Source organism: Streptomyces sp. DH24, assembly GCF_029813775.1.
Lineage (GTDB): Bacteria > Actinomycetota > Actinomycetes > Streptomycetales > Streptomycetaceae > Streptomyces.
On record NZ_JARVKW010000016.1, the window covers coordinates 74,541 to 100,183 of the forward strand.

Sequence of the window (25,643 nt, forward strand, 5' to 3'; positions counted from 1 at the left end):
CAAAGCGGAAGGCGGCGCCCCCCGCCGTTCGCACAGGAGGGGCGCCGCCTTCGCGGTGCGGGGTCAGCAGTACAGGTTGCCGCCCGGGGACACTCCGAGGATCTGCGTGAAGCGCTGGTAGTTGTTCACGCGGCTCTGCACCTGCGCCGGGTTCTTGCCGTCGCACTCCAGTGAGCCGTTGATGGAGCGGATGGTCTGGCCGAAGCCCGCGCCGTTGACCATGGCGTTGTGGGGCGTCATGGTGCCGGGCCCGGTCTGGGTGTTCCAGTACCACAGCGCGGTCTTCCAGGCGACGGCCGAGTCCCGTTCCACGAGCCAGGGATTGCCCAGCAGATCGATGCCGAGCGCGTCGCCCGCGGCCTTGTAGTTGAAGTTCCAGCTGAGCTGGATCGGACCGCGCCCGTAGTAGGCCGCCTGCCCGGCCGGACAGCCGTAGGGCCGACTCCAGTCGCAGTAGTGCGGGTAGTTGGCCTGGTTCTGCTCGACCACGTGCACCAGACCGCCGGTCTCGTGACTGACGTTGGCGAGGAAGGCCGCGGCCTCCTGCTTCTTGGTGGTGTCGCCGCCGGTGTTCGCGAAGCCGGGGTAGGCGCTGAGCGCGGCCGTGAGCCCGCTGTAGCTGTAGAACGAATTCCGGTTCGGGAACATCTGGTTGAACTGGGCCTCGGTCACCACGAAGCTGCCGACCGGCGTCCCGGAACCGCTGTCGCAGGCGTACGGCTCCCAGTACCAGGTGCTGATGGTCGGGTCGTAGCCCGGGTTGGCGTGCTCGGCGATGTACGCCTTGCCGTCGGTGTAGCGGACGATGTCGCCGGCGTTGTACGACTTGCCGGCCACCCAGCTCGGATAGCTCGAACAGGCCGCTGCGGAAGCCGGGGTGGCCGGCAGGAGCACCGGCGCGGCGCTCGAGATGACCAGCGCGGCCAGGAGGGCGGATGTGCGGCGCCTCGACACAGGATCAACTCCCTTGCGGAGCAGGGCCGTTCCGGGCACGGGGCAGCCCGCGGCGGAGCCTGTGCGGGCTCGCCGGCGAACCGCCCCGGCGTGGGGGGCGGCCGGGGTGGGGGGTGTGGAGGCACACTCAACCGCTTTGGTCTGTACCAGTCAAGGGTGTAGACCAGTCACCATGCCAACGGCCGTTTCCGCGCGCGGTGTCGCCGAGGCCCACGCACCCTCGCGGGCGGCGTGGCGCTCAGCCCGCGAGGGTGCGTCGACGGCGCTCCAGCCAGGCGCGTTCCGCGGGGTTCCGGGTGAGGGCGGCGGCCGTCCCGTAGGCTTCCACGGCCTCGGTGTCGCGGCCCAGGCGGTGCAGCAGGTCGGCGCGGACGGCGTGGAAGACGTGGTAGCCGGCGAGGTCCAGCCCGTCGACGAGGTCGAGGGCCTGCCGCGGGCCCCGGGTCTCGGCCACGGCGACCGCGCGGTTCAGGGCCACCACCGGGCCGGGCGAGACGGCCATGAGGTGGTCGTACAGCTGGAGGATCTGCGCCCAGTCGGTGGCGTCGGCGGTCGGGGCGTCGCTGTGGACGGCCTGGACGGCGGCCTGGATCTGGTACGGGCCCGGCCGGTTGCGGCGCAGGCAGCGGCGGACGAGCGCCTGCCCTTCCGCGATCAGCTCCCGGTCCCAACGGTCGCGGTCCTGCTCGGGCAGCGGCACGAGCTCGCCGTGGTCGTCCTGGCGCGCCGTGCGGCGGGACTCCACGAGGAGCATCAGCGCGAGCAGGCCGGTGACCTCGGGCTCGTCGGGCATGAGCTCGACGAGGACCCGCCCGAGCCGCACGGCTTCGGCGCACAGCTCCGGCGCGCCGCCGTACCCCTCGTTGAAGATCAGGTACACGACGGCGAGAACCCCTTGGAGCCGGTCGGGGAGGTCGGCGTCGCGGGGCACGCGGTACGGGATGCCCGCGTCGCGGATCTTGGCCTTGGCCCGGACGAGCCGCTGGGCCATCGTCGGCTCGGGCACCAGGAAGGCCCGGGCGATCTGAGCGGTGGTGAGCCCGCCGAGCAGGCGCAGGGTGAGGGCGACCCGCGCCCGGGGCGCGAGCGCGGGGTGGCAGCAGGTGAAGATGAGGCGGAGGCGTTCGTCGCGCACGGGGCCCTCCTCGGGCGGCGCGCCGGGGGCGTGCAGCAGGGCCGCCTCGGCGTGGCGGGCCTCGCGGGAGGACTCGCGGCGCAGCCGGTCGAGGGCGCGGTTGCGGGCGGTGGTGATGATCCACCCGGCCGGGCCGGGCGGCACGCCGGTCTCCGGCCAGCGCCGTACGGCGGTGGTGAAGGCGTCCTGGACGGCTTCCTCGGCGAGATCGATGTCGCCGAGGAAGCGGACGAGGACGGAGACCGCGCGGCCGTACTCCGCGCGGAAGACCTCCTCGACGTCGGCGCCCATCAGTCCTCGGCTTCCCCCATGAAGGGCCGCACCTCGATCGGCAGGGTGGTCGCCCGGGCCGCCCTGCGGCCCCATTCCAGGGCGGCGTCCAGGTCGGGCGCCTTGACCACGCAGATGCCGCCGAGCTGTTCCTTGCCCTCGGCGTACGGCCCGTCGGTGATCAGCACGTCGCCGTCCCGGGGCCGCAGCACGGTGGAGGACTCCGGGCCGTGCAGGCCGCCGGCGAAGACCCAGGCGCCCGCCTCGCGCAGTTCCTGGTGGAAGGCGTCGAGGTTCCTGCCGATCTCGGCCAGTACCTCCGGGGCGGGCAGTTCGTCCCAGCCGGGCTGCATCACGTTCAACAGGTAGTGCTTCATGACGGCCTCCTCGCCATCGCGGGTGTCGTGTCACCTCCTACACGAACGGCACACCCCCGGATCGACAGCGGGCGGGGCGGCACCGGAAGAAATTCCGGCGGGAATCGCACCGCCGGCACCGCCCACCCCGCCCGCCGCAGGAGCAACTCCTCCAAGCTCTACACGTAAAAGCGATATAAGCGCACAATTCAGATAGGCGGCTTCCCTCACTACGCCAGCCGCGGTCCGGCCTGCTAGTCAAAGGAGACGACTCATGGCCAACGTCTCGCCCACCAGAGGTGACATCACCAGCCACCCCGACGCCTCGGAAATGCGGGCACGGTACGCCCGTATGCTCGGCGGTCGCGATGTGGCGCTCGTGGACGGACCGGTGTTCCTGCTCGGCCTGTACTGCGCCGTGTCCCCGTGGATACTCCACTACACGACGAGCCAGCCCTCGCTCGTGACCCACAACCTGATCATGGGCGTCGCGATCGGCCTGCTGGCCCTCGGGTTCACCCGCGCACCGGAACGGATGTACGGCCTGAGCTGGGCGTTCTGCGTCATGGGCATATGGATGATCGTCTCGCCGTGGATCGTCGGCGAGAACCCGGACGCGGGCGTCGTGTGGAACAACATCATCATCGGCGCCCTGGCCCTGATCCTCGGCCTGGTGTGCGCCGTCACGGCGGCCAAGAGGGCGCCGAGGCCCTAGCGACACCCGCAGGAGACGGGAAAGCGGGGCAGGACGGAAAGGAGTCCGACCCAAGGGCCGGCCCGCGTCGCGCGGACCGGCCTCCTCGCGTTCCGGCGGACCGTCAGGCGCTGAACCGACCAGGGCCCCTGCGACAGCGGGCTCCCGGTCTCCGGCAGCGACGTGAGGTGGGACAGCACCGCGGGCCGGCCCGCGGCCACGTCGGCGCGGTCGCGCCCGTCGGCGAGGTCCTCGTGGGTGACGGTCAGGCGGACGATGCCGCCGTGCGGCCGGATGCCGAAGGGGAGCCGGCGGGCGGGGCCGCCGATTCACACGCCGCCGGGCCGCGGTCACCGGTTCGCGAGCCACGCCCCGTACCAGGCCAGCGTCGCGTCGAGGGTGTCGGCCAGCGGTGTCGGCGTCACGCCGAAGGCGCGCTCGAAGGCCGAGGAGTCCATGACCTGGGGCTCGGTGTGCTGGTAGAACATCTCGGCGTACTCGGCCATGAACTGCTCGTCGAACGGGCCGAACGGGCGCGGCTCGGCCAGCACGACGACGTCCAGCGGCCCGCCGACCCGCTTCTCGATCATGGCGTGTATCTCGCGGGTGCTGACGGCGGGCGCGGTCGGCAGGTGCCAGACGCGGCCGTCGCCGTCGGGCCGCTCACCGAGCGTGGCGAGACCGGCGGCCACGTCAGCGATGTCCGTGTGGCTGTGCGGCAGGTCGATGTCGCCGAGGCCCAGCACCCGACCGCCGGTCAGGGCGCCCGGGAACACGGCCGCGCCGAGGGAGGAGTTGAGCACGCCGGGCCCGACGAAGTCGGCGGAGCGGCCGAGGACCACGCGGGCGCGGCCGGCGCGGTGCGCGTCGAGGTACCGGGTGTCGAGCTCCGCGCGCATCCGGCCCTTGCGGCTCGTGGCCCGCCACGGGGTGTCCTCGGTCATCACCGCTCCCCCGGTCTCGCCGTACGGGTAGAGCGTGTCCAGCACGACCAGCCGGGCGCCGGAGGCCTCCACGGCACCGAGAACGGCCTCCTGGACGCGGGGCATCACCTCGACCTGGAGGTGATAGCCGACGTTGACGCAGTGGTACACGACGGCCGCTGCGGCGGTGGCGGTCCGGGCACCCTCGGCCGTGCCGACGTCGGCGGCGCACCGCTCGACGCCCTCGATCGCCGGACCCTCGCCCTTGCGGTCGACGAGCCGGACGGGGTGGCCGCGGCGGACCAGTTCGCGGGCCAGGGCGGTACCGGCGGGGCCGGCACCGAGGACGGCGTGCAGAGGGCGGGGGTGACGGTCGGTGCTGGTCATGGCGGGTCCTCGCGATCGAAGTTTGTTATTGCTCAACGCTTTAGTTAGAGACTGTAACTCCAGAGACTGTCCATAGCAAGAGTGGCACTCCTGGGCCTTCGTTAAGGTGTGTCGCGACATCGAGAGAGGAGCCGTCCGTGACCGGCAGGACGCAGAGCCCGAGAGCCCGTTACCGCGAGCAGACGCGCGCGGAGATCAAGGAGATCGCGCTCCGGCAGCTCGCCGAGGGCGGCACCGCCGCCGTGGCGCTGACCCGCATCGCCAAGGAGGTCGGCCTCTCGGGGCCCGCCCTCTACCGGTACTTCGACAGCCGGGACGCCCTGCTGACGGACCTGATCCGGGACGCGTACGGCGACCTCTCCGGGGCCGTCACGGCAGCCGCCGGGGCACTGCCGCCGGAGACCCCGCCGCGTGCCCGGCTGCGCGCGCTGGCGGCGGCGAGCCGGGACTGGGCGGTCGCGCAGCCGCACCGGTACCTGCTGATCCAGGGCACTCCGGTCCCCGGGTACAGCGCCCCTCCGGACACCCTCGACAGCGCCCGGACGGTGCTCGGGCCGTTCCTGCCGGCCTTCGCCACGGGGTCACCGTCGGCGGCGGTACGGCCGGTGGTGGAGCAGATGTCGGCGTGGGCGGCCGGGGACGCGGCCGTCGCCGAGTGGGCGGCCGGCCACGCGCCCGGCGCCGACGCGGGGACGGTGCTGGCCGGTGCGGTGCTCAGCTGGGCCCAACTGCACGGCGCGGTCGGCCTGGAGGTCGCCGGCCAGTTCGCGGGCATGGGCCACGCCGGGGGCACCCTGCTGACCGCCCAGCTCGACGCGCTGGCGGACGCGTTCGCCCTGGACTGAGCGGCGCGGCTACGGCGTGTACACGTACGGCGTCGTCGTGGTCAGCGGCGCGAAGCCGAGGCGCTGCAGGATCGGGCGGGACTGGGCAGACGCGTCGACCTGGAGGTGAACGTAGCCGCGTCGCACGGCGGCGCGGGCCCGGTGGGCCACCAGGGCGCGGTAGATGCCGCGCCCGCGCCAGGCCCGTACGGTGCCACCGCCCCACAGGCCCGCGAAGGACGTGCCGGGCACGAGTTCCATGCGGGCGGCGCTCACCGGCGCCTCGTCGGCCAGCGCCACGACGGCGACGACCGTGTCCGGGTCGGCGGCCAGCCGGGCGAGCAACTGGTCGCGCAGCCACGCGCTGTCCGCGTCGAACGCCTCGCGGTGCACCTCGGCCACCAGCTCGACGCCCGACGCGTCGGTGACGGGCAGGACGCGGACGCCGTCGGGCAGGTCCGGATCGAGATCCAGGCGCGCGGCCTCGGCGACCATCAGCGTCTCCTCGGGGCCGGGCACGAAGCCGGCCGCCACCAGCCGTCGTCCGAGGTCGGCGGGGCGGTCGTGGCCGTACACCTTCCACTCGAACGCGCGGCCGAGGCGGGTGAAGTGCGCGATCTGCCCGGCGATCGCCGCGTCGGCGCGCGCCTCGTCCAGGCGGGACCACAGCACGCCGTTCCAGCCGTGCGCGGGAGCGGTCTGGCGCACCACGTGCCCGCAGCGTTCCACGTGGGCGTCGGGGGCGTCGGGCCGTGCCTCCTCGCGCAGCTCACGGTCGACGAGGGCGAGGACGGCGGTGTGATCCATCGGCTCAGTGCAGCAGGCGCGTGCGGTGCGCGGCAACGGGGTTTCCCGGGTGGTGACGACGCGGGGCACGGCGACGGACGTAGGGTTCCCCCGCGACTGTCGATTCGAGCGCGATCAAGCGATTGACGAGGAGGTCCGTGGCCATGGTGGTGAAGGACACCGAACTGCCGTACCTGCGCCGCTGCGTGGAGCTGGCGGCCCAGGCGCTGGAGGCCGGCGACGAGCCGTTCGGGTCCGTGCTGGTCGGCGCGGACGGCACGGTGCTCGCCGAGGACCACAACCGGGTGGCCTCCGGGGACCGCACCCGGCACCCCGAGTTCGAGCTGGCGCGCTGGTCGGCGGCCCACATGACACCCGAGGAGCGCGCGGCGGCGACCGTCTACACCTCCGGTGAACACTGCCCGATGTGCGCGGCGGCGCACGCCTGGGTGGGCCTCGGCCGCATCGTGTACGTCGCCTCGTCCGAACAGCTGGGCGCCTGGCTCGCCGAACTGGACGTGCCCGCGCCACCGGTGCGGACACTGCCCGTCAACGAGGTCGCGCCCGGCGTGGCCGTGGCCGGCCCGGTGCCCCAACTCACGGACGAGGTACGGGAGCTGCACCGCCGCTTCCATCGCGGTCGCGGCTGACGGGGGCACCGCGCCGGGCGGTCGCCGCCGAGATGCGGCGGGCGCGGCGCGGTGCCCGCGACGGCGCGGTCGAGGCGATCGCGGCGGAACCGGACCGGGCGGACCGCCCGGCCCCCTCCGACCTGCCGGACCTGTCCTGCCTCTCCCGTCTGCCCGGCCTGCCCGGTCTGACCGGCTCGCCCGTTCACACCGCGGCTCCGGTGCTGCCGGTCGGGGTGTCCTCCCTGACGCCGCCCGGACGCGGGGCGCGAAGGTTAGGGCATCCCCGGCCGTCCCGCTTGTCCGGAGGCGGGCCTTCCGGGGGCCGCTTATGGTGATCGAGGGCGCCGCGCTCCCGGTCCCCGGGGCGCCCCCTGGAGGCATCCATGCCGGCAAAGCTGACATCGCGGTCCTCGATCCGGCGCTGCGCGGTCACCGGTGCGGTCGGCCTGGCCCTGCTGGGCGCGGGCCTGCCGGCCGCGGTGGCGGACGACGCCGGGACCGACCTGTCCCGGTTCTACCGCCAGAAGGTGAAGTGGGCGGCGTGCGAGGGCCAGGACGCACCGCGGGATCTGCAGTGCGGAAAGGTCACCGTCCCGCTGGACTACGCCAGACCGAAGGGCGGCACCCTCGACCTGGCGGTGGCCCGCTACCGTGCGACGGGCGAGCCACGCGGCTCGGTGGTGCTGAACTTCGGCGGCCCGGGCGGCTCCGGCGTCAGCGAACTCGCCGCAGGCGGCAAGGACTTCATGGAGCTGACGGACGGCTACGACGTGGTGTCCTTCGACCCGCGCGGCGTCGGCCGGTCCTCCCCCGTCAGCTGCGGCGAGGGCTTCGAGGACCTCGCGGAGGCGACCGACGGGGACGGCGACGTCAACGATCCGCACCCCGAACTGGCCCAGCTGCGCAAGGCGGCCGAGGAGTGCGAGAAGAACTCGGGCCCGGTCCTGCCGCACATCGGCACGGTGAACTCCTCCCGGGACCTGGACGTGATCCGCGCGGCACTCGGCGACGACAAGCTCAACTACCTGGGCTTCTCGTACGGGACACGGCTCGGCGCGGTGTACGCGGCCCAGTTCCCCGACCGGGTGGGCCGGTTGGCGCTGGACGGCGTGGACACCCTGACGGAACCGCTGGCGGAGCAGGCGCGGGTGGGCGCGCTGGGCCAGCAGACGGCGCTGGAGAACTTCCTCGACTGGTGCGTGGAGGACATCGCCTGCCCGTTCGGCCAGGACGCGCGTGACGCCCGCGTACAGGTCGTGCAGCTCGTCGAGTCGCTCGACCGGGACCCGGTGCCGACGGGCTTCGGAGCCCCGTTCTCCGGCCAGGACCTGGTGGGCGCGATCGGCCAGGGGCTCTACAGCAAGGAGATGTGGCCGCTGCTGGAGCGGGCCCTCGCGCAACTGGTCGAGGACGGCGACACACGCGGTGTGGAGGCCTTCACCTCGGGCGGCTTCGCGGTCCCCCGGCGGGCCGGGACTGGCCCCGGGGGCAAGGAAGGCACGGACAGCAGGGGCAGCAAGGACGACCGCCGGGTGAAGGCGGGCGGCCGGGAAAGGGACCGCAGTACGCACCGCGGTCTCGTGGACGAGGAGGAGGTCCCGCTCGACAACGTGCCGGCGGCGCTGATGGCCATCAACTGCGCGGACGATCCCGACCGTCCCGCCCCGGGCAAGGTCGCGGAGAACCTGCGCCGGCTGCGCGGCCGGTACGAGCAGGCCTCGCCCGTGTTCGGCCGCTACCGGCTCACGCAGGTGCTGATGTGCCACGGTCGTCCCAAGGGCACCGACTTCATCCGTGAGAAGGTCAAGGACGTCGACACGCCGAAGATGCTGCTGGTCGGCACCCGCGGTGACCCGGCCACGCCGTACCGCTGGACGGAGCAGACGGCGCAGCGGCTCGGCCCGTCCGCCGTGGTGCTGGACAACAAGGGCGAGGGCCACACCGGTTACGCGTCCTCCAAGTGCGTGCACGGCAAGATCGACGCGTTCCTGCTGTACGGCACGCTGCCGCCGGACGGCAGCTCCTGCGGCCCGGACGGGGACGACGACTGAGCGGGCCCGAGCCGGACCGTGACCGCCGCCGCGGGCTTGACGACCATGAAACGCTGATCGTCGCGCAGGCCGCTGCCCGGCCCGCGCGGCGGACCGGGAGAGGAGTCGACGGAGCATGGCCGATCTGCTGGGTGTGGCGGTCCTGGGCGCGGGACACATGGGCGCCGACCACGTACGCCGTCTCGACCGGGTGGTGAGCGGAGCCAGGGTCGCCGCCGTGGCCGATCCCGACGCCGAGCGGGCCCGGGACTCCGTGGCCGGCATCGACGGCGTCCCGGTGCACACGGACGTCGAGGCCGCGCTCGACGCGCCGGGCGTGGACGCCGTACTGATCGCCTCGCCGGGCCCGGCGCACGAGGAGGCGTTGCTGGCCGCGTTCGCCCGGGGGCTGCCGGTGCTGTGCGAGAAGCCGATGACGCCCGACTCGGCGGGCGCGCTGCGCGTGATGGCGGCGGAGGCGCGGCTGGGCAGGCGGCTGGTGCAGATCGGGTTCATGCGGCGGTACGACGCCGAGTACGAAGATCTCAAGGCACTGCTGGACAGCGGACGCCTTGGCCGGCCGCTGATGCTGCACTGCACCCACCGCAACGTCTCCTCCCCGCCCGGCTTCACCAGCGAGATGCTGATCAACAGTTCCGTCTCGCACGAGATCGACGCGGCCCGCTGGCTGCTCGGGCAGGAGCTGACCGCGGTGACGGTGCTGCGGCCCGCCCCCTCCTCGGGCGCGCCCTCCGGCCTGCTGGACCCGCAGTTCGTGCTGTTCGAGACCGCGGGCGGCGCCCTGGTCGACGTGGAGGTGTTCGTCAACTGCGGCTTCGGCTACCAGGTGCGCTGCGAGGCGGTCTGCGAGCGGGGCAGCGCGCGGATCGGCGAGGAGCGGGCGATGACGGTGACGGCCGGGGGCGGCGCCCGCGCGGAGGTGCCGCAGGACTATCTCGTCCGGTTCGCGGACGCCTACGACCGCGAGGTGCAGTCCTGGGTGGACGCCGTCCGGCGGGGCACGGTCACCGGCCCGAGCGCCTGGGACGGCTACGCGGCGGCCGCGGTCGCCGAGGCGGGAGTGTTGTCGCTGGAGACGGGCGCCCGCACACGGGTCGACCTCGCCCCGCGACCAGACCTGTACGCGTGACTCTCCGTGACGCCGCCTTGAGGGGAACACACGACCACCGAACACCTGAGCCAGCGTCGGGTGCGTCTTCGATCGCGCCCGCCAAGTGCCGTATATTGCCTACGACTTGGGGCCGGGTCGGCATACGGTACGCGCGTTCCGACGTCGCTCCGCGAAGACTGTGGCATATGCCGGAAGCACCACCGCATCGTGTCTTGCCAAATCCCTTACAGGGCGTCGCGGCCTGTGCGACAGTCGTAACGCTCTCCCCTTCAGCCCTGGCCGTACCGTCCCCTCACCGGAGTGCGTCATGCCGTCCCATCAGCCTGCGGGCCGTTCTGCCGCCCAGCCGCCGGGGCGCGGCCCGGTGGACGCGCTGATATCGCAGACGCGACGGCTCAAGGGCGACGTGGACGCCGTGCGACGCGACACGCCGGCCGACGGATCGGACCCGCGGGGCCGGTGGCAGCGCGCCCTGTACGACCTGGCGCTGTACCAACTGGACGACCTCGACGAGCACTTGGCACAACTGCGGGACGGCCCACTGCCGGTCCCGGCCGACTCCGAAGCCGCCTGGGACACACCGTCGCCCGGCTCGCTGCTGAGCCGGGTCGGCAGCGCCGAGTGGAATCTGCGCACGGACGAGGCCCGCTGGTCCGCCGAGTTCTACGACATCCTGGGCCGGGACCCGGCCGCTCCCCCGCTCACCCTGGACGAACTGCCCTCCGTGGTGCCCGACACGGACCGGCCGAAGCTGACGACGATGGTCACCGGCTGCCTCGTCGACGCCCGGCCCATCGACGGGGAGTTCCGCGTGGTGCGCCCGGACGGGGACGTCCGGACCGTGCACATGATGGGCGAGCCCGTGCTCGCCGCCGACGGCAGCACCGTCTCCATGTGGGCCGTGCTGCGGGACGTCAGCGAACTGCGCCGCCGCCGGCGGGCGGTGAGCGAGACCCGTGACTCGCTCCCGCCGAGGGGCAACCGCGCAGACGCCGGGCACGGGTTCGCGGTCGAGCCGCGGGGAGCGGTGCCGAAACACGGCTCCCCGCGGCTCCCGCACCGGGACACGCCGGGGCTGGACCTGGCGGCCCACCGTCTGCCGGCGACCACGAGCGGACTCGCCGGCGGCGACTGGTGCGACACGCTCGGCCTGCCCGACGGCGAGACGTTGCTCGGCGTCGGCGACCTGGCCGGGCACGGCGTCGCCGTCACATCGGGCGTGACGATGCTGCTGGGCGCCGTACGCGGCATGGCGATGGCCGGCACCCGTCCCGGCCGACTGCTGGAGCTGGCCGAGGAGTTACTGCTGTCCTCCGCGCAGCCCGACCTGGCCGGCGCCGTGTGCTGCCGCTACCGGCCCTCGACCCGCACGCTGGTGTGGGCGCACGCCGGACGCCCCGCCCCGCTGCTGTTCCGCGCCGGGACCGGAAGGGCGCTGACCGCACCCGGCAGCGGCGCTTCCCCCGCCCGGGCGGAGGCCGAAGAGACCCTCCAGGCGGGCGATCTGCTGCTCCTGCACACCGAAGGGCTGCTGCCACCGGGCAGCGCGACGGCCGCGGCGGACCGTCTCCTCGGCCTCGCCCCGCTCCTGACCCGGGCCGACAACGCCCAGGACTGCGTGCGCATGGTCGCGGAGGAGTTCGCCGGCACCGAACGCGAGACCGGTGCCTGGGTGCTCGCCGCCCGGGTGCCGGCGTGACACCGTCGCCGCAGTGACCGACGCCGCGACGGGCAGAGGCGTGTGACCCCACCGGCCTACGCCCGGGCGTTGTCGCCCCCGGGCCTGCCCTTCTGCTTCGGCAGGGCCAGCTTGATCTCCTCCCGCAGCTCCTGGATCTTCGGGTAGCCGGAGTACTGGGCGGTCAGCCGGTACATCTCGCGCAGCCGGTCCCAGGTGCGGCGCGACGAGTTCGAGCCCATCGACATCAGCGCCAGCCGCGCGTAACGGTCCGCCTGTTCGGGATCGTCCGCGATGAAGCAGGCCGACGCCATCGACAGATGGTCGAAGATCTTCGACCGCTCGCGTCCGTCGTTGCGCAGCGACAGGGCCTTCTCCGCGTAGTACTGCGCGTGCGCCGCCGCGCCCGGCTCGAACTCCGCCAGGGTGCGGTAGGCCAGGGCCTGCATGCCGTACAGGTCCTCGTCCTTGAAGGTCTGCATCCAGTCCGGCGGTTCGACGTCGCCCTTGTCGGAGACGAAGAGGTCCTCCGCCTGCCCGAGGGTGCGGCGCATCGCCTGCCCCTTGCCCATCGACGCCTGCGCCCAGGCCTCGATGGTGTGGAACATCGCCCGGGTGCGGGGCATCACGCGCTCCCCGGAACCGGACTGGGCGAGCTTCATCAGGTCCAGCGCGTCGTCGGGCCGGCCGAGGTGCACCATCTGGCGGGCCGCCCGGGAGAGCGCTTCCCCGGCACGCGGCCGGTCGCCGCCCTCCCGGGCCGCGTGGGCGGCGATCACGAAGTACTTCTGTGCCGTGGGCTCCAGGCCGACGTCGTGCGACATCCAGCCCGCGAGGACGGCGAGGTTGGCGGCGACGCCCCACAGGCGGCGCTGCAGATGGGGTGGGTGGTGGTAGGCGAGCATGCCGCCCACCTCGTTGAGCTGGCCCACGACGGCCTTGCGCTGGAGCCCGCCGCCGCGTGCGGCGTCCCAGGCCCGGAACACCTCGACCGAGCGCTCCAGTTCCTCGATCTCCTGCGACCCGATGGGGGCGGCCTCGTAACGGTCGAACCCAGCGGGGTCGGCGTGCAGGGGGTGGTCGAGGTCGGGAGCGTCGGCGGCCAGCGCCGGGTCGGTGTGCAGCCAGTTGTGCATGGCACTGCTGAGTGCGGATCCCGCGGCGAGCGCGGCACCCGCGCCCACCAAACCGCGTCGGTTGAGCATGAGGTCCATTCCCGTGAATTCGGTGAGGACCGCGGCGGTCCGTTCGGGCGCCCACGGCACTCCGTCGGGACGTTCCTCGCTCCCGCCGCCCTGCCGTTTCCCCGTACGCCCGTGCCGGACCAGACCGAGGTCCTCAATGGTCACGACACGGCCGAGACGCTCGGTGAACAGGGCCGCCAGCACCCGCGGCACCGGATCGCGCGGGATCTCTCCCATGTCGATCCACCGCCGCACCCTGGAGGTGTCGGTCGCCAGCTGGGGGTGGCCCATGGCCGCCGCCTGCCGGTTGACCAGCCTCGCGAGTTCGCCCTTGGACCAGCCGGCCAGGCCGAACAGATCCGCGAGCCGGGTGTTGGGTTGTCCGCTCACGTCAAGCCCCCAGGTTCTCGGCTGAGTTGACAGTAGCCCCGGCAGACTTGCCGGGCGACTATTCGCCACGGTTCGCCAGGGTGCGCCAGATGGTGTGCCAGTGGACGCCGGGTGTCAGGTAGTAATGCGCCACCCCGCCCCGGTCACCGCCGGGCATTCCCCAGGGTGCATCCGTGGGACCGGGCCGGGACGGCGTGCACGCAAGGCAGGCACAGCAGGCACACGAAGGGATCTGTATCGCCCATGTACGCAGCATCGTCCTCCGTGTCCGCCCCGCCCCGGTCGCTGCACGCCCGTCCGGCGGGGAGCGGCCCCTATCTGGCCCCCGCGCGAACGGCGGCCCCCGGCCTCGGGACGGGCAGGGCGCGGCGCCCCGCGGGGCCCGGCACCCAGCCGCTCAGCGGGAGGCTCGACCTGTCCGGTCCGCAGGGCGCCCAGTTGCGCACGGCGATCGCGTCGGTGCACCGCATCTGCCCGGAGTTCGCCCCGGTGCAGGTGCTGCGCCGCACCGGCCGGTCCGTGCTCCTGATCGGAACGACCGGACGCAGCACGGCCGTCGCCAAGTGCTTACTGGACCACTCCCCCGCGTGGGCCGAGCGCATCCGGCACGAAATAGCGGCATACCGCTCGTTCGTCCGGCACCGTCCGCCTGTGCGGGCGCCCCGGCTGATCGCGGCGGACCCGGACAACTGCACCCTCGTCATCGAGCGGCTGCCGGGACGGACGGCGTCCCTGCAGCGCCACCCGGTGGAGGCGCCGCCGCGGGCCGACATCAGGGCGGCGCTCGGCGCGATCTGCCGGCTCAACGCCTGGCGTCCGCCGGCGGGCCTGTTCGACGCGCCGCTGGACTACGCGGCCCGGATCTCCCGGTACCACGAGCTGGGGCTGCTCACCGACCGGGACCTCGGTGACCTGCAGAAGCTGCTGCACGGCATCGCGCACTCGGCGGGCCGCCAGGGCATGGGCCAGTTCTGCCACGGCGACGCGCTGCTCTCCAACGTCCTGCTGTCGCCCGCCGGTCCGGTCCTCGTGGACTGGGAGCACGCGGGCTGGTACCTGCCGGGCTACGACCTGGCGACGCTGTGGTCGGTCCTCGGGGACGCGCCCGTGGCGCGGCGCCAGATCAGCCAGGTCGCGCAGTCGGCCGGACCGGCGTCGCGCGACGCGTTCCTGGTGAACCTGATGCTGGTGCTGACCCGCGAGATCCGTACCTACGAGAGTGCCGTGCAGCGTTCGATGCACGACCCGGCCCCGGCGTCACCCGGCACGGCTCAGCCGGGTGCCGTGCCGTCCGGCGAGGAACAGCGGCTGCTGCTGCGGCGGCTGCACGACGACGTCCAGATGGCCCGACGGGCCGTGCGGGCGGCGGTCGGAACCCGCTGACGCGGACGAAAGGCCCGCGGCGCGTCCGGAACAGGGACGCGCCGCGGGCCTTTGGCGTGCGCCGGTTCCCCAGGGTTCGGGGAGCCCTCCCTGCGCAGCCACTGGTGTACTCCACTGACGCCCCGCAGGCCCGGGACGGGTCGGCGCGAAACTCCCGGGCACAGCGATTGACATGGGAAAACGCCTGACTCTGGGCATGATTGACGGATCGTCGGCGAGCCGATACCACTGACGCACGCCCGGCTCCGCACGGCTCATCGCGCTCATCCGTCCCAGGAGGCTGCATTGCGAGAATCTGCCACCGAACCGAACCGAGCGGCCGGGCGCACACGCACCCGTGGCGCGGCGAGCGCCGTCGCCGTGGCGGCGCTGCTGCTGCCGCTGCTCGGCGCCACCCCGTCCGGCGCCGAGCCGTCGGAGCAAGGGCTGCAGCGGGCGTTCGCGTCCGCCGCGGCCGAGTACCGGGTGCCGCAGAGCGTGCTGCTGGGCGTCTCCTACCTCCAGTCCCGCTGGGACGCGCACGCCGGCGCCCCGAGCGTGACCGGCGGCTACGGCCCGATGCACCTCACCGACGCGCGCACCGCGCTCGCCTCGGCCCCGCACCACAGCGAGGGCACCGAGGACCCGCGCGGCGACAGCGCCCGCCCGCCGCTGTACCCCGAGGCGGAGCTGCCGGACACCACGGACCTCCCGGCCCGGCTGCGGACCCTGCCGAAGGCGGCCGAGCTGACGGGACTGAGCCCCGAGCGGCTGCGCACCGATCCGGCGGCCAACGTGGCGGGCGGTGCCGCGCTGCTGGCCGCCGCGCAGCAGGAGCTGGGCGAGCCGCTGAGCGACGACCCGGCGGACTGGTACGGGGCGGTGGCCCGTTTCGCGGGCGCCGGCGACGCCGCGACGGCCACGGCGTACGCGAACGACGTCTTCGACCTGATCCGGACGGGCGAGCAGCGCACCACCGACGCCGGGCAGCGGGTCGCGCTGGCCGCGCGTCCGGGCCTGGAGCCCGACGCCGGGCAGCTCGCCGACGCGAGCCCGCGCCGCGTCCCCAACGCCGGGACCGAGTGCCCGACGACGGTGTCCTGCGAGTGGATTCCCGCGCCGTACGAGGAGCTCGGGGAGGGCGACTACGGCAATCACGACCTGGGGAACCGGCCGGAGTCGCAGTCCATCGACTACATCATCGTGCACGACACGGAGGGCGCCTGGGAGGGCGTCCTCAAGATGGTGCAGGACCCCACCTATGTGTCCTGGCAGTACTCGCTGCGCTCCACGGACGGGCACATCGCCCAGCACGTCAAGGCCAAGGACGTGGCCTGGCACGCGGGCAACTGGTTCGTCAACGCCAAGTCGATCGGCCTGGAGCACGAGGGCTTCCTGGCGAACCCGGACTCCTGGTACACGGAGGCGATGTACCGGTCGTCGGCCCGCCTGGTGAAGTACCTGGCGGCGAAGCACGACATCCCGCTGGACCGGCAGCACATCCTCGGCCACGACAACGTGCCGGGTCCGACCGCCTCGACCGTGGCGGGCATGCACACCGACCCCGGGCCGTACTGGGACTGGGCGCACTACTTCACCCTGCTCGGCCGCCCGTTCGAGCCGACGGCCGGCAAGAGCGGCGGGCTGGTGACGATCCGGCCCGACTACGCCAAGAACCGGCCGGTGTTCACGGGCTGCGCCACCGCCGGTGAACCGTGTGCGACGCACGGCTCCAGCGCGGTGCGGCTGTACTCCGACCACGACGAGAATTCCCCGCTGATCAGGGACATCGGCCGGGGCACGGCTCCGACCAAGGGCGTGAACGACATCTCCTCGCGGGTGTCGACCGGCCAGCAGTACGCGGTCGCCGACAGCTGGGGCGACTGGACGGCGATCTGGTACCTGGGGCAGAAGGCCTGGTTCCGCAACCCGCCGAAGGAGCCCACGGCGGTGCCCGCCAAGGGCCAGGTCGTGACGCCGAAGGCGGGCCTGGAGAGCGTGCCGGTGTACGGGCGCGCGTACCCGGAGAAGGAGGCGTACCCGGAGGGGGTGCCCGCGCAGGCCGTGTCGCCGCTGCAGTACAAGCTGCCGGCGGGGCAGAAGTACGTCGTCGGTGACAAGGTGCCGGGCCAGTACTACTACGCGGTGGCCTTCGACGGGGCGTCCCACAAGGTCGTCACCGGCAAGGACCAGTACTACGAGATCCAGTTCGGTCACCGGGTGGCGTTCGTCCGGGCGGCGGACGTGGACCTGCTGCCGTCCGCGGGTTAGCCGCCCACGGACCACGGGCCGGGACCCCTCGGGGGTCCCGGCCCGCGGTGTGCCGTCCGGTGGGCTCAGCCCTGCTGGAAGAGCTCGGCGGGCAGCGGCTTGAGCAGCGCGTACAGGTCGTCGGTGATGGGGCGGTCCCAGGCGGCGATGGTCACCAGGACGTTGTCGCTGCGGTCGAACTGGACGCAGGAGATCCGGCTCTCGGAGAGCTTGACGCGCCGCACGATCAGGAGGTTGTCGCCCTGCATCACCGGCACGTCCTCGGTGCCGGTGACGGTGATCTCCTCGTCGTTCTCCAGGGCGAGCAGCAGCTGGGCGACCTCGAAGGGGACCTGGCCCTCGGGGACCTCGCGGGCCGGGGAGCCCTCCGGCAGGTTGCCGATGATCATCGCGGGGCCGCGGCCGCCGAACAGGTCGTAGCGCAGGAAGACGCCCTGGCAGGTGCCGTCGGGGGCGGGCAGCAGCCCGGCGCCCAGGTTTCCGGGCCAGTCGCCCGGGTCCATGGCCAGTACGTCGAAGTCGGGCCCGGCGGGCGTTGCGCTGCGGCGGCGGAGGAACGACATGCCGCCATGGTACGTGCACGAGGCCGCCCGGTGTCGCCCGGGCGGACCGTGAACAGCAGGTCCGGCACGGTCCGCGGGCCGGCCGGGCCGCGCCGTGCGGCCGGGCCGGCCCGCCGCCGTCCGGCGCCGTGCCGTTCCCCGGTGCCGTCTCCCGCGGGCTCGCGCGCGTCACTCCTCCGGCGGTGTCGGCGGCACGACCGCGACGGGGCTCGCCGCGTGCAGCAGGACGGCGTGCGTGACCGAGCCCATCATGCGGGCCGGGGCCAGCAGGCGGCGCCGGTGGCGTCCCACGACGACCAGGTCGGCGCCCCGGGACGCGGCGACGAGCGCGCCGGCCGCGTCGCCGGGCACCACGTACGCGTCGGCCCGCACCTCGGGGTGGCGGGCGCGGTGCGGGGCGAGGAAGCCCTCGGCGAGGGCGCGGGTCTCGCTCTCGATGGCCGTCTGGTCGATCAGCGGGGGCGCGAGTTCGCCGGGGACCAGCCAGGCCGGCGGCGGCCACGGGTAGGCGACGGCCGCCCGGAGGCGGGCGCCGCGCAGGGCGGCCTCGGCGAAGGCGAACGCGAGGGTGGCCTCGTCGGGGCTGTCCATGTTCAGGCCGGCCACCACCTGGGGGCCGGGTGCGTCGGGCTCGTCGCCGTGCACCTCGCGGCCCGGGCGGGGCACCACGACGACGGGGCACTCGGCGTCGCGGGCGGCGGCCATGCCGTTGGAGCCGAGCAGCAGGCTCGCGAAGCCGCCTCGGCCGCGGGAGCCGAGCACCAACAGCTGGGCGCTCGTGCCCAGTTCGGGCAGCACCGCGCTCGGGGCGCCCTCCAGCAGCACGTACTCCGTGGCCGGGGCGTCCGAACGGTCCGCCAGCCGGCCGCGTGCCTGGTCGAGGACCGGGTCGGCGCCGGCGTCGGGCGGTGCGGTGACCAGGGTGTCGAGCTGCGCCCAGGCGGCGTACTGCCGGACGTGGGCCACGCGCAGCGGGGCGCCGCGCCGGCGGGCGGCGTCGGCGGCCCAGTCCAGGGCGCGCAGGCTGTCGTCCGAACCGTCGACCGCCGCGACGACCGGCAGAGTGCTCATGGTTCTCACCTCCGGGTCACGCTGTTCCGCTCCTGGGGCCAGCCTCGCTCAGGCATGCCCCGGGGACCGTGCGCGAGGTCGCGTGTCCGGAAAATCGCCGGTGACACCCCCGGTTCGGCCGGTCCGTGCGGGCCGGTGCCGCCGGTGCGGGGCGTGCCGGGTCAGGTGAGGTCGAACTCCCCTTCCCGGGCGCCCGACACGAAGGCGCCCCACTCCGCCGGGGTGAAGATCAGGGAAGGGCTCTCCGGGCGGGCGCTGTTCCGCATGGCGATGAAGCCCTCGACGAAGGCGATCTGGACGTCCCCCAGGCCCCGGCTGCTCGACTGCCACTGCGCGTTGCTGAGGTCCAGCTCCGGCTTGTCCCAGCCCGTGAGCGGGCGCTGCTGAGTGATGCTCTCCGCCACGTCCGTGCTCCTCCCGTTTCGTCGTCCGCGGTCAGCCTAGCGACCGGTGCGTGACGCCAACAGGCCACGTGAGGGGTACCTTTCCGAACCCTTCGTGAAGGCCTGCCGGAAGGCCCGCGTCCGGTCTCCCGCGTCCCGTGAGCCGTCACGCGCCTCACGTGTCCCGTCGGTGGGGGCGGCCGGGCGAGCGGGTGAACCGGCGGCTGCGGTGATTGAACGGGAGGCGGTGCGCCGACGTACTGGTGGTGGCGGGCCCGGGCGAGCGGGCCTGTTCGTCGTGCCGTCGCCGGGCAGGGGAAGGACATCGGGTGTCGCGTTCGCAAACCGGTCTCGTGGAGACGTCGGACAGTCCCCCCGCCCCCGCCGCGCGGGACGTGGAGCCGGTGGGCCGGTTCGACCTGCGGCGCAGGTGTCCGCGCGTGGCCAGGGGCGCCCGGGTGGCGACCACGGTCCTGGCAGGCGCGCTCGTGCTCTTCGCGCTGCTGCTGCCCAACCGTCTGGGACGGCTCGGCGTCGGCGCGTTCCTGCGCGTCCCCGCCGAGGGCGTCCTGCTCGCCGGGCTGCTGCTGGCGCTGCCGCCGAAGCCCCGGCGGATCACGGCCGTGCTCTCGGGGGTCCTCCTCGGTCTGCTCACCGTCCTGAAGTTCGTGGACATGGGCTTCTACCAGGTGCTGGCGCGGCCCTTCGACCTGGTGCTGGACTGGGTCCTGCTCGACGACGCGACGGACTTCCTGCGGGAGTCGTCCGGGCGCACCGGCCAGGTGCTGGCCGTGACCGGGGTGCTCGTGCTGTTCGTCGCGCTGCTCGTGCTCACGACGCTCGCCGTGGTGCGGCTGACCAGCCTGATGGCCCGTCACCGCGCCGTGGCGGGCCGTACGACGCTGGTCCTCGGTACGGCCTGGATCACCTGCGTCACGCTGGGCGTGCAGGTCGCGGGGGTGCCGGTCGCGACCAAGGGCAACGCGGAGTTCCTCGGCAACCGGGTGGCGCAGGTGCGGGCGGGGCTCAGGGACGCCCGGGTCTTCGAGCGGCAGGCGGCGGTGGACGCGTTCGCCGGCACGCCGCCGGACCGGCTGCTGACGGGACTGCGCGGCAAGGACGTGCTGTTCACGTTCATCGAGTCCTACGGCCGTACGGCGATCGACGACCCGGCGATGGCGGAGCGGACCGACGCGGTGCTGCGGGAGGGCACCGCGTCGCTGCGGGCGGCCGGGTTCGCGTCGCGCAGCGGCTGGCTCACGTCGCCGGTGACGGGCGCCGGAAGCTGGCTCGCGCACTCGACGTTCCTGTCCGGCCTGTGGATCAAGAACGAGCAGCGGTACCGGACCCTGACCACCAGTGACCGCATGACCCTCACCAGCTACTTCCGCAGGACGGGGGCGTGGCGCACGGTCGGTATCGTCCCCGGGGTCCGGCGGGCCTGGCCGGAGGGCCGGTACTTCGGCCTGGAGCACATCTACGACTCGGAGCGACTCGGCTACCGGGGGCCGCACTTCAGCTGGACGCCGGTGCCCGACCAGTTCAGCATGGAGGCCTTCGAGCGGCTCGAACACGGCAGGAAGAACCGCGACCCGGTCATGGCGGAGATCATCCTGGCCTCCAGCCACAACCCGTGGGCGCCGATGGCCCGGATGGTCGACTGGGAGGACCTGGGTGACGGGTCGGTGTTCCACCGGATCAAGAAGGAGGGCAAGGACCCGAAGGAGGTCTGGAAGGACGCCGGGAGCGTGCGCGTGGAGTACCGGAAGGCGATCGAGTACTCGCTGCGCAGCCTGACCGGGTGGATGGAGCGCTACGGCGACGAGGACACGGTCCTGGTCTTCCTCGGCGACCACCAGCCGGTGCCCACGGTCACCGCGGGCAGCACCAGCCGGGACGTGCCGGTCACCATCGTCGCCAAGGACCCGAAGGTGCTGGACCGTGTCTCCGGCTGGGGCTGGACGGAGGGCCTCAAACCGGCGCCGGACGCGCCGCGTTGGGGCATGGACCGCTTCCGGGACCGCTTCATGACGGCGTACGGACCGCGGCGGCCGGCCCGCTGAGCGGGACGGCCGCCGTCGCCGGACGTGCGCCTGCCCGGTGGATCACCGCTCGCCGGTGTCCGGCGCACCCCCGCGCAGGACGTGTGTGGTGGCCAGTTCGCGGTAGGCCGGGCTGGTCGCGAGGAGTTCGTCGTGGCGGCCGGAGGCCACCGTGCGGCCGTCTTCGAGGACGACGATCCGGTCGGCGTGCTGCACGGTGGAGAGCCGGTGGGCGATGACGAGGACCGCGCAGTCCCGGCTGACGTCGCTCAACGCCCGGGTCAGTGCCGTCTCGTTGACGGCGTCCAGGTGCGAGGTGTGCTCGTCGAGAAGGAGCAGCCGGGGCCGGGCGAGCAGGGCGCGGGCCAGGGCGACGCGCTGGCGTTCTCCCGCGGAGAGGGTGCCGCCGTGGTCGCCCAGTCTGCCGTCCAGGCCGCCGGGCAGCCGCCGCACCACGTGGTCGAGCCGGGTCAGCCGTACGACGCGGAGGATGTCGTCGTCGGTGGCGTCGAGGGCGGCGTAGGTGATGTTCTCCCGGAGTGTGCCCTCCAGCACGTGGGTGTTCTGGTCCACGAGGGCGATGCCCGCGCGGCTCTCCCGGCGGCTCAGGGCCGTTGCCGGGCGGCCGTCGAACCGGATGGTCCCGGCGTCGGGGTCGTAGAGACGCGCGATCAGTGAGAAGAGTGTGCTCTTGCCGGCTCCCGAGCGGCCGACGAGGGCCACGAGTCCGCGCCGCGGCACGGTGAAGGTCGCCCCGCGCAGCACCGGCCGGTCCGGGACGTAGGCGAAGCGGACGTCCGTCAGTTCCAGCGCGGGGGCCGCGGTCGGCGGTGTGCCGGGGGCCGTGCGGCCGGGCTGCTGTGCGGGTTCCTCGGGAAGGGCGAGGGCTTCGTCGATCCTCAGGTACGCCCCCGTGCCGCGCTGGATCAGGCCGATGGCGCGGAACACCGACGACAGGGGCATCACCAGGTACGACGCGTACAGCAGGAAGGCGACCAGGTCTCCGAGGGAGTCCGCTCCCCCGTTCCCGACCCGCATGCCGCCGACGACCAGGACGAGCAGGAAGGAGCCCTGGACGGCGAGTTCGACGGCGCTGCTCATGACCGCGGCCAGCTTCGCCGCCCGTACGCCCGAGCGGTAGGCCGAGTCCACCCGCTCGCCGATGCGGCGCGCCTCTCGCTCCTCGGCGCGGTACACCCGCACCACCGGCAGCGCGGCGAGGGCGCGTTCCAGTTCCGCGGCGACGGCGCCCACGGAGGACTGCATGTGCTCCGACGCCACCCGCATTCCCTTCAGGAGCGTGGCGACGACGGCTGCGGCGAGGGCGACCGTCGCCACGACGAGGAGCAGCAGCAGCGGGTCCAGCCACAGCATCAGCAGCAGCGCACCGGCCGAGACGAGGCAGCCGGTGAGGAGGTCGACCAGGGCCTGCGACACGACGTCCCGCAGCAGGGTGGTGTCGGCGGTGACGCGGGAGACCAGGTCGCCGCGGCGGCGCCGGTCCACCTCCCGCATCTCCAGCCGCAGCAGCCGCGAGACGAGTCCGTGGCGCACCATGCGGACCACGCCCTCACCCATGCGGTCCAGCAGGAACCGGCCGGTCGCCCCCGCGGCGGCCTCGGCGACGAAGAGGCCGGACAGGAGCAGCAGGAACGGCCACAGCACCTCACCGCGGGCGCTGGAGTCCACGACGTGCTTGGCGACGAGCGGCTGGGCGAGCCCGACGGCCGACGCGGCCAGGGTCAGCCCGGTCGCCACGGCGATGCCTGGCCGGTGACCGGACGTCAGACGGAACAGGGAGGCGACCGAACCTCCCGTCGTCCGGCCCGCGCTCGACTCCCGCCCCCGCGCCGCGCAGTCGTCCGGGCCGGTACCGACCGGGGCCTCGTCCGCTACGGCGGTGTCGGTCACGTCCCCGCCCGCCGCGCCGGGGCCACCGTCACCAGCCGCGCGAAGTAGTCGTCCGGGACGCCTTCTCCGACGGGACGGCCGTCGGCCTCGATCCAGGCGTGGGCGGAGAACGGCGGCACCTTGCGGACCCCGGTGCACCAGGTGGGCCAGGCGCCGTACATCCGGCACAGCAGGGCGGCGCCCAGTGAGCGCGGCAGGCAGCCGCGGGGTCCCGCGCAGCGCAGGCTCACGGCGCACAGTGCCTCGCGGGCCGCCGCGGCCTGTGCGGGAGTGGCGGGGCGCGCGCCCCGGCGTGCCTGCTGGAGCACGGCGCGGATGTGGCGCGGCGGCAGGAACGACAGCACCAGCGCGGGCACCAGGACGAGGCGGGCGGCCAGTCGCCGGGCGAGAGGGACGCCGGTGGGCCGGTCCAGGGCGCTGGGTGTGGTCATGAGGCCAGCCCCGCGTTCCGGAGGTCGCGCACCAGTGCCGTCACGTCCTGTTCCGCGCGGTCGTGGTCGATGTCGAACTGCGCGACGAGCGCCGTGATCGCGGCCGTCTCGTCGCCGTCGTCCATGAGTGTCCGCACCACCAGCGCGCCCGTGGGGTTGAGTTCCCAGTACTCACCGGTGCGCTGGTCGAGGAGGACCGTGCCGTACTGGGTCTCGGCGGTGGAGACGTCGGTGTGGAATCGGAGCGTCATGTGGTCGGCGCCTTTCTGCTGTCTTCGGTCGTCCGACGGTGCATTCGGTCGTCCGGCGGTGTCGTCCGTCATCCGTCATCCCTCATCCGTCATCCGACGGTGTCGTCCGTCATCCGACGGTGGATTCCGGACGTGGTGCGCGGTCCCGGGCGCGCAGCCACACCTCGCACGCGATGGTGGAGTAGAGGATGGCGTCGCGCAGGCCCGGCGCGTTGGGCCGCTGTGCGAGCCGGCGCAGTTCCTCGCCGTCCACCAGGCCGAGGCGTTCCAGCCGGGAGTCGGTCCACAGGGTCATCAGGTCGCCCCGGTGGCGGCGCAGCCCGTCCGACGCGTCCATCGACGCCTCGGCCTTGTTGGCACGCCGCAGGCACTCGTCCGGGACGACACCGCGCATCGCCTCGGTGAGCACGGGTTTGTACTGCCAGGGCGTGACGCGGTCGTCCGGCCGGACCGCCAGGCACGCCTCGATCACGCGGTCGTCCAGGTAGGGGGACGCCATCGGAAGTCCCGCTCGGGTGGCCATCCGTTCCCACTGGCGGATGATGCGGGTGCAGGTGCGGATCAGTTCCAGGTCGGTGTGCAGGCCACGGTCCGGGTGCAGCGGGCGGGCCTGCGCGGCCGAGGCGAGCAGGGCCTGCCGCGCCAGCCGTTCCGTCTCGGAGGTCATCCAGGGGAACAGGCGGGGCGACATCCCCCAGCCGAGGCTGCCGGTCACGGAGGACTCCGGCATGAGGGCGCGCAGGTGGCGGACGGAGTCGGCCAGCCAGCCCGGGTACGTGCGGGAGTCGGCGAGGGCGCGCGCCGTCGCGCCGAGCGGCCAGGTCCACAGGGCGCGGAAGCCGCGCAGTTGGCGCAGCGCGAACAGCGGGCGGGTGCGCAGCAGCCGGTGGTAGTACGCCTCCGAGCACCAGGCGACGTGGTCGCCGCCGATGCCGGTGAGGTGCGCCCGGCTGCCGCGTTCGGCCAGCCACGGCAGCTGTTGCAGGACGCGTGAGCGGTCCATCACGCCGATGGTCGGCTCGTCGAGCAGGTCGTCGATGCCGAGCAGGTCCGAGTAGACCAGGGCCGACGCGTCCGCGTCCCAGACGACGTGGTCGACCTTCGGCAGGTGGTCCGCCGCCTGCCTGGCCCAGGCCAGGTCGGTGTCCGCGGGGTCCCGTCCGGGCCAGGTCGCGGCCACCACGGAGGCGGTGGAGCGGGCGGCCAGGAAGCAGACGGAGGTGGAGTCCAGGCCGCCGGACAGGTCGCAGCTGACCACGCCGCCCGGCCGGGTCCGGAGGTCCACGGCCTCGGCCAGCGCCTCGCGGACGGCCGGCGCGCCCTGCGTGAGGGTGCGGGTCGGCTCGGGTGGGTGCCACCAGCGTGATCTGCGGACCCGCTGTCCGTCGGCGGAGACGATCAGGGCGTCCTCGGGGGAGACCGCGTCGACGCCCTGCCAGACCGAGGTCTCGTACAGCGGGTGCGGGACGGGCCACAGGAGCCGGGTGGCCAGCTGGCCGGTGTCGGGCCTGCTGTCCAGGGCCGTGGCGAGCAGGTCCGCGCTCGTGGCGGCCACCTGGACGCCGCCGACGCGCGCGTGGAAGACCAGCCGCAGCCCGGAGGCGCTGCCCTGCACCCTGAGCTGCCCCTCGTGGGTGGCGATCAGGTGGAAGCTGCCCGGCAGGGACCGGGCCAGGGCGTCGAGTTCGGTGAGGTCACGCAGCCGCGCCGCCCGGCGTTCGAGCTGCTGCGGGTCGGCCGCGCACCATCCGACGGCGGCGAGGGCCGTGCCGCCGGCGCGGGCCGTGATGATCTCCGTGCCGGACCAGTGGCCGATCAGCCAGGGCCGGCCCGAGGCGTGGGCCAGGACGCGGGTACCGGGGTGGCGGAAGAAGCGGGCCGCGGCGGCCGCCTCCTCGCAGTCGGGGAAGACCACGAAGTGGGCGTCGCCGCGGTCCCGTTCCGCACTCTCGTGCATGTCGGACATGGAGTCCCGTTACGTGC

Annotated in this window: 22 protein-coding genes; 9 read left to right on the plus strand and 13 right to left on the minus strand. The window is 73.6% G+C overall.

The window, feature by feature from the left end; translation table 11 throughout:
• Positions 1–63 precede the first annotated feature (63 nt).
• From QC282_RS15450 to QC282_RS15460, 3 genes are all read right to left on the minus strand, one after another.
• Entirely contained in the window at positions 64–954 is an 891-nt protein-coding gene (locus tag QC282_RS15450) for a glycoside hydrolase family 19 protein (protein WP_279549955.1), read from the minus strand.
• Positions 955–1,192: 238 nt separating this feature from the next.
• On the minus strand, positions 1,193–2,380 hold the full coding sequence (locus QC282_RS15455; RefSeq protein WP_279549956.1) for an RNA polymerase sigma factor: 1,188 nt from the start codon (positions 2,378–2,380) through the stop codon (positions 1,193–1,195).
• Positions 2,380–2,736 (minus strand): YciI family protein, encoded by a 357-nt coding sequence (locus QC282_RS15460; RefSeq protein WP_279549957.1) that lies wholly within the window; start codon positions 2,734–2,736, stop codon positions 2,380–2,382. The genes QC282_RS15455 and QC282_RS15460 overlap by 1 nt, the downstream gene beginning before the upstream one ends.
• 253 nt (positions 2,737–2,989) lie before the next feature.
• On the opposite strand from QC282_RS15460, the gene QC282_RS15465 reads away from it, so the two are divergent.
• A complete protein-coding gene (locus tag QC282_RS15465; RefSeq protein ID WP_279549958.1) occupies positions 2,990–3,430 on the plus strand; it encodes an SPW repeat protein in 441 nt (146 codons plus the stop codon).
• A 329-nt stretch (positions 3,431–3,759) separates the two neighbouring features.
• On the opposite strand, the gene QC282_RS15470 is transcribed toward QC282_RS15465, so the two are convergent.
• Entirely contained in the window at positions 3,760–4,719 is a 960-nt protein-coding gene (locus QC282_RS15470; protein WP_279549959.1) for an NAD-dependent epimerase/dehydratase family protein, read from the minus strand.
• Positions 4,720–4,856: 137 nt separating this feature from the next.
• On the opposite strand from QC282_RS15470, the gene QC282_RS15475 reads away from it, so the two are divergent.
• The gene (locus tag QC282_RS15475) at positions 4,857–5,564 is read left to right on the plus strand and encodes a TetR/AcrR family transcriptional regulator (RefSeq protein ID WP_279549960.1); all 708 of its coding nucleotides are present in this window, start codon (positions 4,857–4,859) and stop codon (positions 5,562–5,564) included.
• A gap of 9 nt (positions 5,565–5,573) precedes the next feature.
• Here the strand turns inward: QC282_RS15475 and QC282_RS15480 are convergent, their stop codons facing one another.
• Positions 5,574–6,350 carry a GNAT family N-acetyltransferase gene (locus tag QC282_RS15480; RefSeq protein ID WP_279549961.1) on the minus strand — a complete coding sequence of 259 codons (777 nt, stop codon included), beginning with the start codon at positions 6,348–6,350 and terminating at the stop codon, positions 5,574–5,576.
• A gap of 143 nt (positions 6,351–6,493) precedes the next feature.
• On the opposite strand from QC282_RS15480, the gene QC282_RS15485 reads away from it, so the two are divergent.
• The 4 genes from QC282_RS15485 (at position 6,494) to QC282_RS15500 (ending at position 11,822) form a co-directional block, all read left to right on the plus strand.
• Entirely contained in the window at positions 6,494–6,979 is a 486-nt protein-coding gene (locus QC282_RS15485; protein ID WP_279549962.1) for a nucleoside deaminase, read from the plus strand.
• Positions 6,980–7,344: 365 nt separating this feature from the next.
• A complete protein-coding gene (locus tag QC282_RS15490; RefSeq protein ID WP_279549963.1) occupies positions 7,345–9,012 on the plus strand; it encodes an alpha/beta hydrolase in 1,668 nt (555 codons plus the stop codon).
• 115 nt (positions 9,013–9,127) lie between these two features.
• Positions 9,128–10,141, plus strand: a complete 1,014-nt coding sequence (locus QC282_RS15495; protein ID WP_279549964.1) for a Gfo/Idh/MocA family oxidoreductase — start codon at positions 9,128–9,130, stop codon at positions 10,139–10,141.
• A gap of 289 nt (positions 10,142–10,430) precedes the next feature.
• Positions 10,431–11,822 carry a PP2C family protein-serine/threonine phosphatase gene (locus QC282_RS15500; RefSeq protein WP_279549965.1) on the plus strand — a complete coding sequence of 464 codons (1,392 nt, stop codon included), beginning with the start codon at positions 10,431–10,433 and terminating at the stop codon, positions 11,820–11,822.
• 56 nt (positions 11,823–11,878) lie between these two features.
• Here QC282_RS15500 and QC282_RS15505 read toward each other — a convergent pair whose 3' ends face one another.
• Positions 11,879–13,375 (minus strand): hypothetical protein, encoded by a 1,497-nt coding sequence (locus tag QC282_RS15505; RefSeq protein ID WP_279549966.1) that lies wholly within the window; start codon positions 13,373–13,375, stop codon positions 11,879–11,881.
• 243 nt (positions 13,376–13,618) lie between these two features.
• Here QC282_RS15505 and QC282_RS15510 point away from each other — a divergent pair, with 243 nt between their 5' ends.
• A complete protein-coding gene (locus tag QC282_RS15510; RefSeq protein ID WP_279549967.1) occupies positions 13,619–14,758 on the plus strand; it encodes an aminoglycoside phosphotransferase family protein in 1,140 nt (379 codons plus the stop codon).
• A gap of 285 nt (positions 14,759–15,043) precedes the next feature.
• Positions 15,044–17,008, plus strand: a complete 1,965-nt coding sequence (locus tag QC282_RS15515; RefSeq protein WP_279549968.1) for an N-acetylmuramoyl-L-alanine amidase — start codon at positions 15,044–15,046, stop codon at positions 17,006–17,008.
• 65 nt (positions 17,009–17,073) lie between these two features.
• On the opposite strand, the gene QC282_RS15520 is transcribed toward QC282_RS15515, so the two are convergent.
• From QC282_RS15520 to QC282_RS15530, 3 genes are all read right to left on the minus strand, one after another.
• Positions 17,074–17,571, minus strand: coding sequence for a hypothetical protein (locus QC282_RS15520; RefSeq protein ID WP_279549969.1), 498 nt, complete (start codon positions 17,569–17,571; stop codon positions 17,074–17,076).
• 168 nt (positions 17,572–17,739) lie between these two features.
• A complete protein-coding gene (locus QC282_RS15525; protein ID WP_279549970.1) occupies positions 17,740–18,642 on the minus strand; it encodes a universal stress protein in 903 nt (300 codons plus the stop codon).
• A 161-nt stretch (positions 18,643–18,803) separates the two neighbouring features.
• Entirely contained in the window at positions 18,804–19,046 is a 243-nt protein-coding gene (locus QC282_RS15530; RefSeq protein ID WP_279549971.1) for a DUF397 domain-containing protein, read from the minus strand.
• Between the two features lie 308 nt (positions 19,047–19,354).
• Here QC282_RS15530 and QC282_RS15535 point away from each other — a divergent pair, with 308 nt between their 5' ends.
• Positions 19,355–21,088: a sulfatase gene (locus tag QC282_RS15535; protein WP_279549972.1), complete on the plus strand. Its 1,734-nt coding sequence runs from the start codon at positions 19,355–19,357 to the stop codon at positions 21,086–21,088.
• A 42-nt stretch (positions 21,089–21,130) separates the two neighbouring features.
• On the opposite strand, the gene QC282_RS15540 is transcribed toward QC282_RS15535, so the two are convergent.
• From QC282_RS15540 to QC282_RS15555, 4 genes are all read right to left on the minus strand, one after another.
• A complete protein-coding gene (locus QC282_RS15540) occupies positions 21,131–22,864 on the minus strand; it encodes an ABC transporter ATP-binding protein (protein ID WP_279550025.1) in 1,734 nt (577 codons plus the stop codon).
• 110 nt (positions 22,865–22,974) lie between these two features.
• Positions 22,975–23,409: a lasso peptide biosynthesis B2 protein gene (locus QC282_RS15545; protein WP_279549973.1), complete on the minus strand. Its 435-nt coding sequence runs from the start codon at positions 23,407–23,409 to the stop codon at positions 22,975–22,977.
• Positions 23,406–23,660, minus strand: coding sequence for a lasso peptide biosynthesis PqqD family chaperone (locus tag QC282_RS15550; protein ID WP_279549974.1), 255 nt, complete (start codon positions 23,658–23,660; stop codon positions 23,406–23,408). The genes QC282_RS15545 and QC282_RS15550 overlap by 4 nt, the downstream gene beginning before the upstream one ends.
• A 109-nt stretch (positions 23,661–23,769) precedes the next feature.
• A complete protein-coding gene (locus QC282_RS15555) occupies positions 23,770–25,626 on the minus strand; it encodes a lasso peptide isopeptide bond-forming cyclase (protein WP_279549975.1) in 1,857 nt (618 codons plus the stop codon).
• Positions 25,627–25,643: the final 17 nt, after the last annotated feature.

Excerpts from the sequence above, each read along its gene's own strand:
- QC282_RS15455 (WP_279549956.1), bottom strand. The coding sequence starts at position 2,380 with ATGGGCGCCGACGTCGAGGAGGTCTTCCGCGCGGAGTACGGCCGCGCG.
- QC282_RS15460 (WP_279549957.1), bottom strand. The coding sequence starts at position 2,736 with ATGAAGCACTACCTGTTGAACGTGATGCAGCCCGGCTGGGACGAACTG.
- QC282_RS15465 (WP_279549958.1), top strand. The coding sequence starts at position 2,990 with ATGGCCAACGTCTCGCCCACCAGAGGTGACATCACCAGCCACCCCGAC.
- QC282_RS15470 (WP_279549959.1), bottom strand. The coding sequence starts at position 4,719 with ATGACCAGCACCGACCGTCACCCCCGCCCTCTGCACGCCGTCCTCGGT.
- QC282_RS15480 (WP_279549961.1), bottom strand. The coding sequence starts at position 6,350 with ATGGATCACACCGCCGTCCTCGCCCTCGTCGACCGTGAGCTGCGCGAG.
- QC282_RS15485 (WP_279549962.1), top strand. The coding sequence starts at position 6,494 with ATGGTGGTGAAGGACACCGAACTGCCGTACCTGCGCCGCTGCGTGGAG.
- QC282_RS15490 (WP_279549963.1), top strand. The coding sequence starts at position 7,345 with ATGCCGGCAAAGCTGACATCGCGGTCCTCGATCCGGCGCTGCGCGGTC.
- QC282_RS15495 (WP_279549964.1), top strand. The coding sequence starts at position 9,128 with ATGGCCGATCTGCTGGGTGTGGCGGTCCTGGGCGCGGGACACATGGGC.
- QC282_RS15500 (WP_279549965.1), top strand. The coding sequence starts at position 10,431 with ATGCCGTCCCATCAGCCTGCGGGCCGTTCTGCCGCCCAGCCGCCGGGG.
- QC282_RS15510 (WP_279549967.1), top strand. The coding sequence starts at position 13,619 with ATGTACGCAGCATCGTCCTCCGTGTCCGCCCCGCCCCGGTCGCTGCAC.
- QC282_RS15520 (WP_279549969.1), bottom strand. The coding sequence starts at position 17,571 with ATGTCGTTCCTCCGCCGCCGCAGCGCAACGCCCGCCGGGCCCGACTTC.
- QC282_RS15525 (WP_279549970.1), bottom strand. The coding sequence starts at position 18,642 with ATGAGCACTCTGCCGGTCGTCGCGGCGGTCGACGGTTCGGACGACAGC.
- QC282_RS15545 (WP_279549973.1), bottom strand. The coding sequence starts at position 23,409 with ATGACCACACCCAGCGCCCTGGACCGGCCCACCGGCGTCCCTCTCGCC.
- QC282_RS15550 (WP_279549974.1), bottom strand. The coding sequence starts at position 23,660 with ATGACGCTCCGATTCCACACCGACGTCTCCACCGCCGAGACCCAGTAC.
- QC282_RS15555 (WP_279549975.1), bottom strand. The coding sequence starts at position 25,626 with ATGTCCGACATGCACGAGAGTGCGGAACGGGACCGCGGCGACGCCCAC.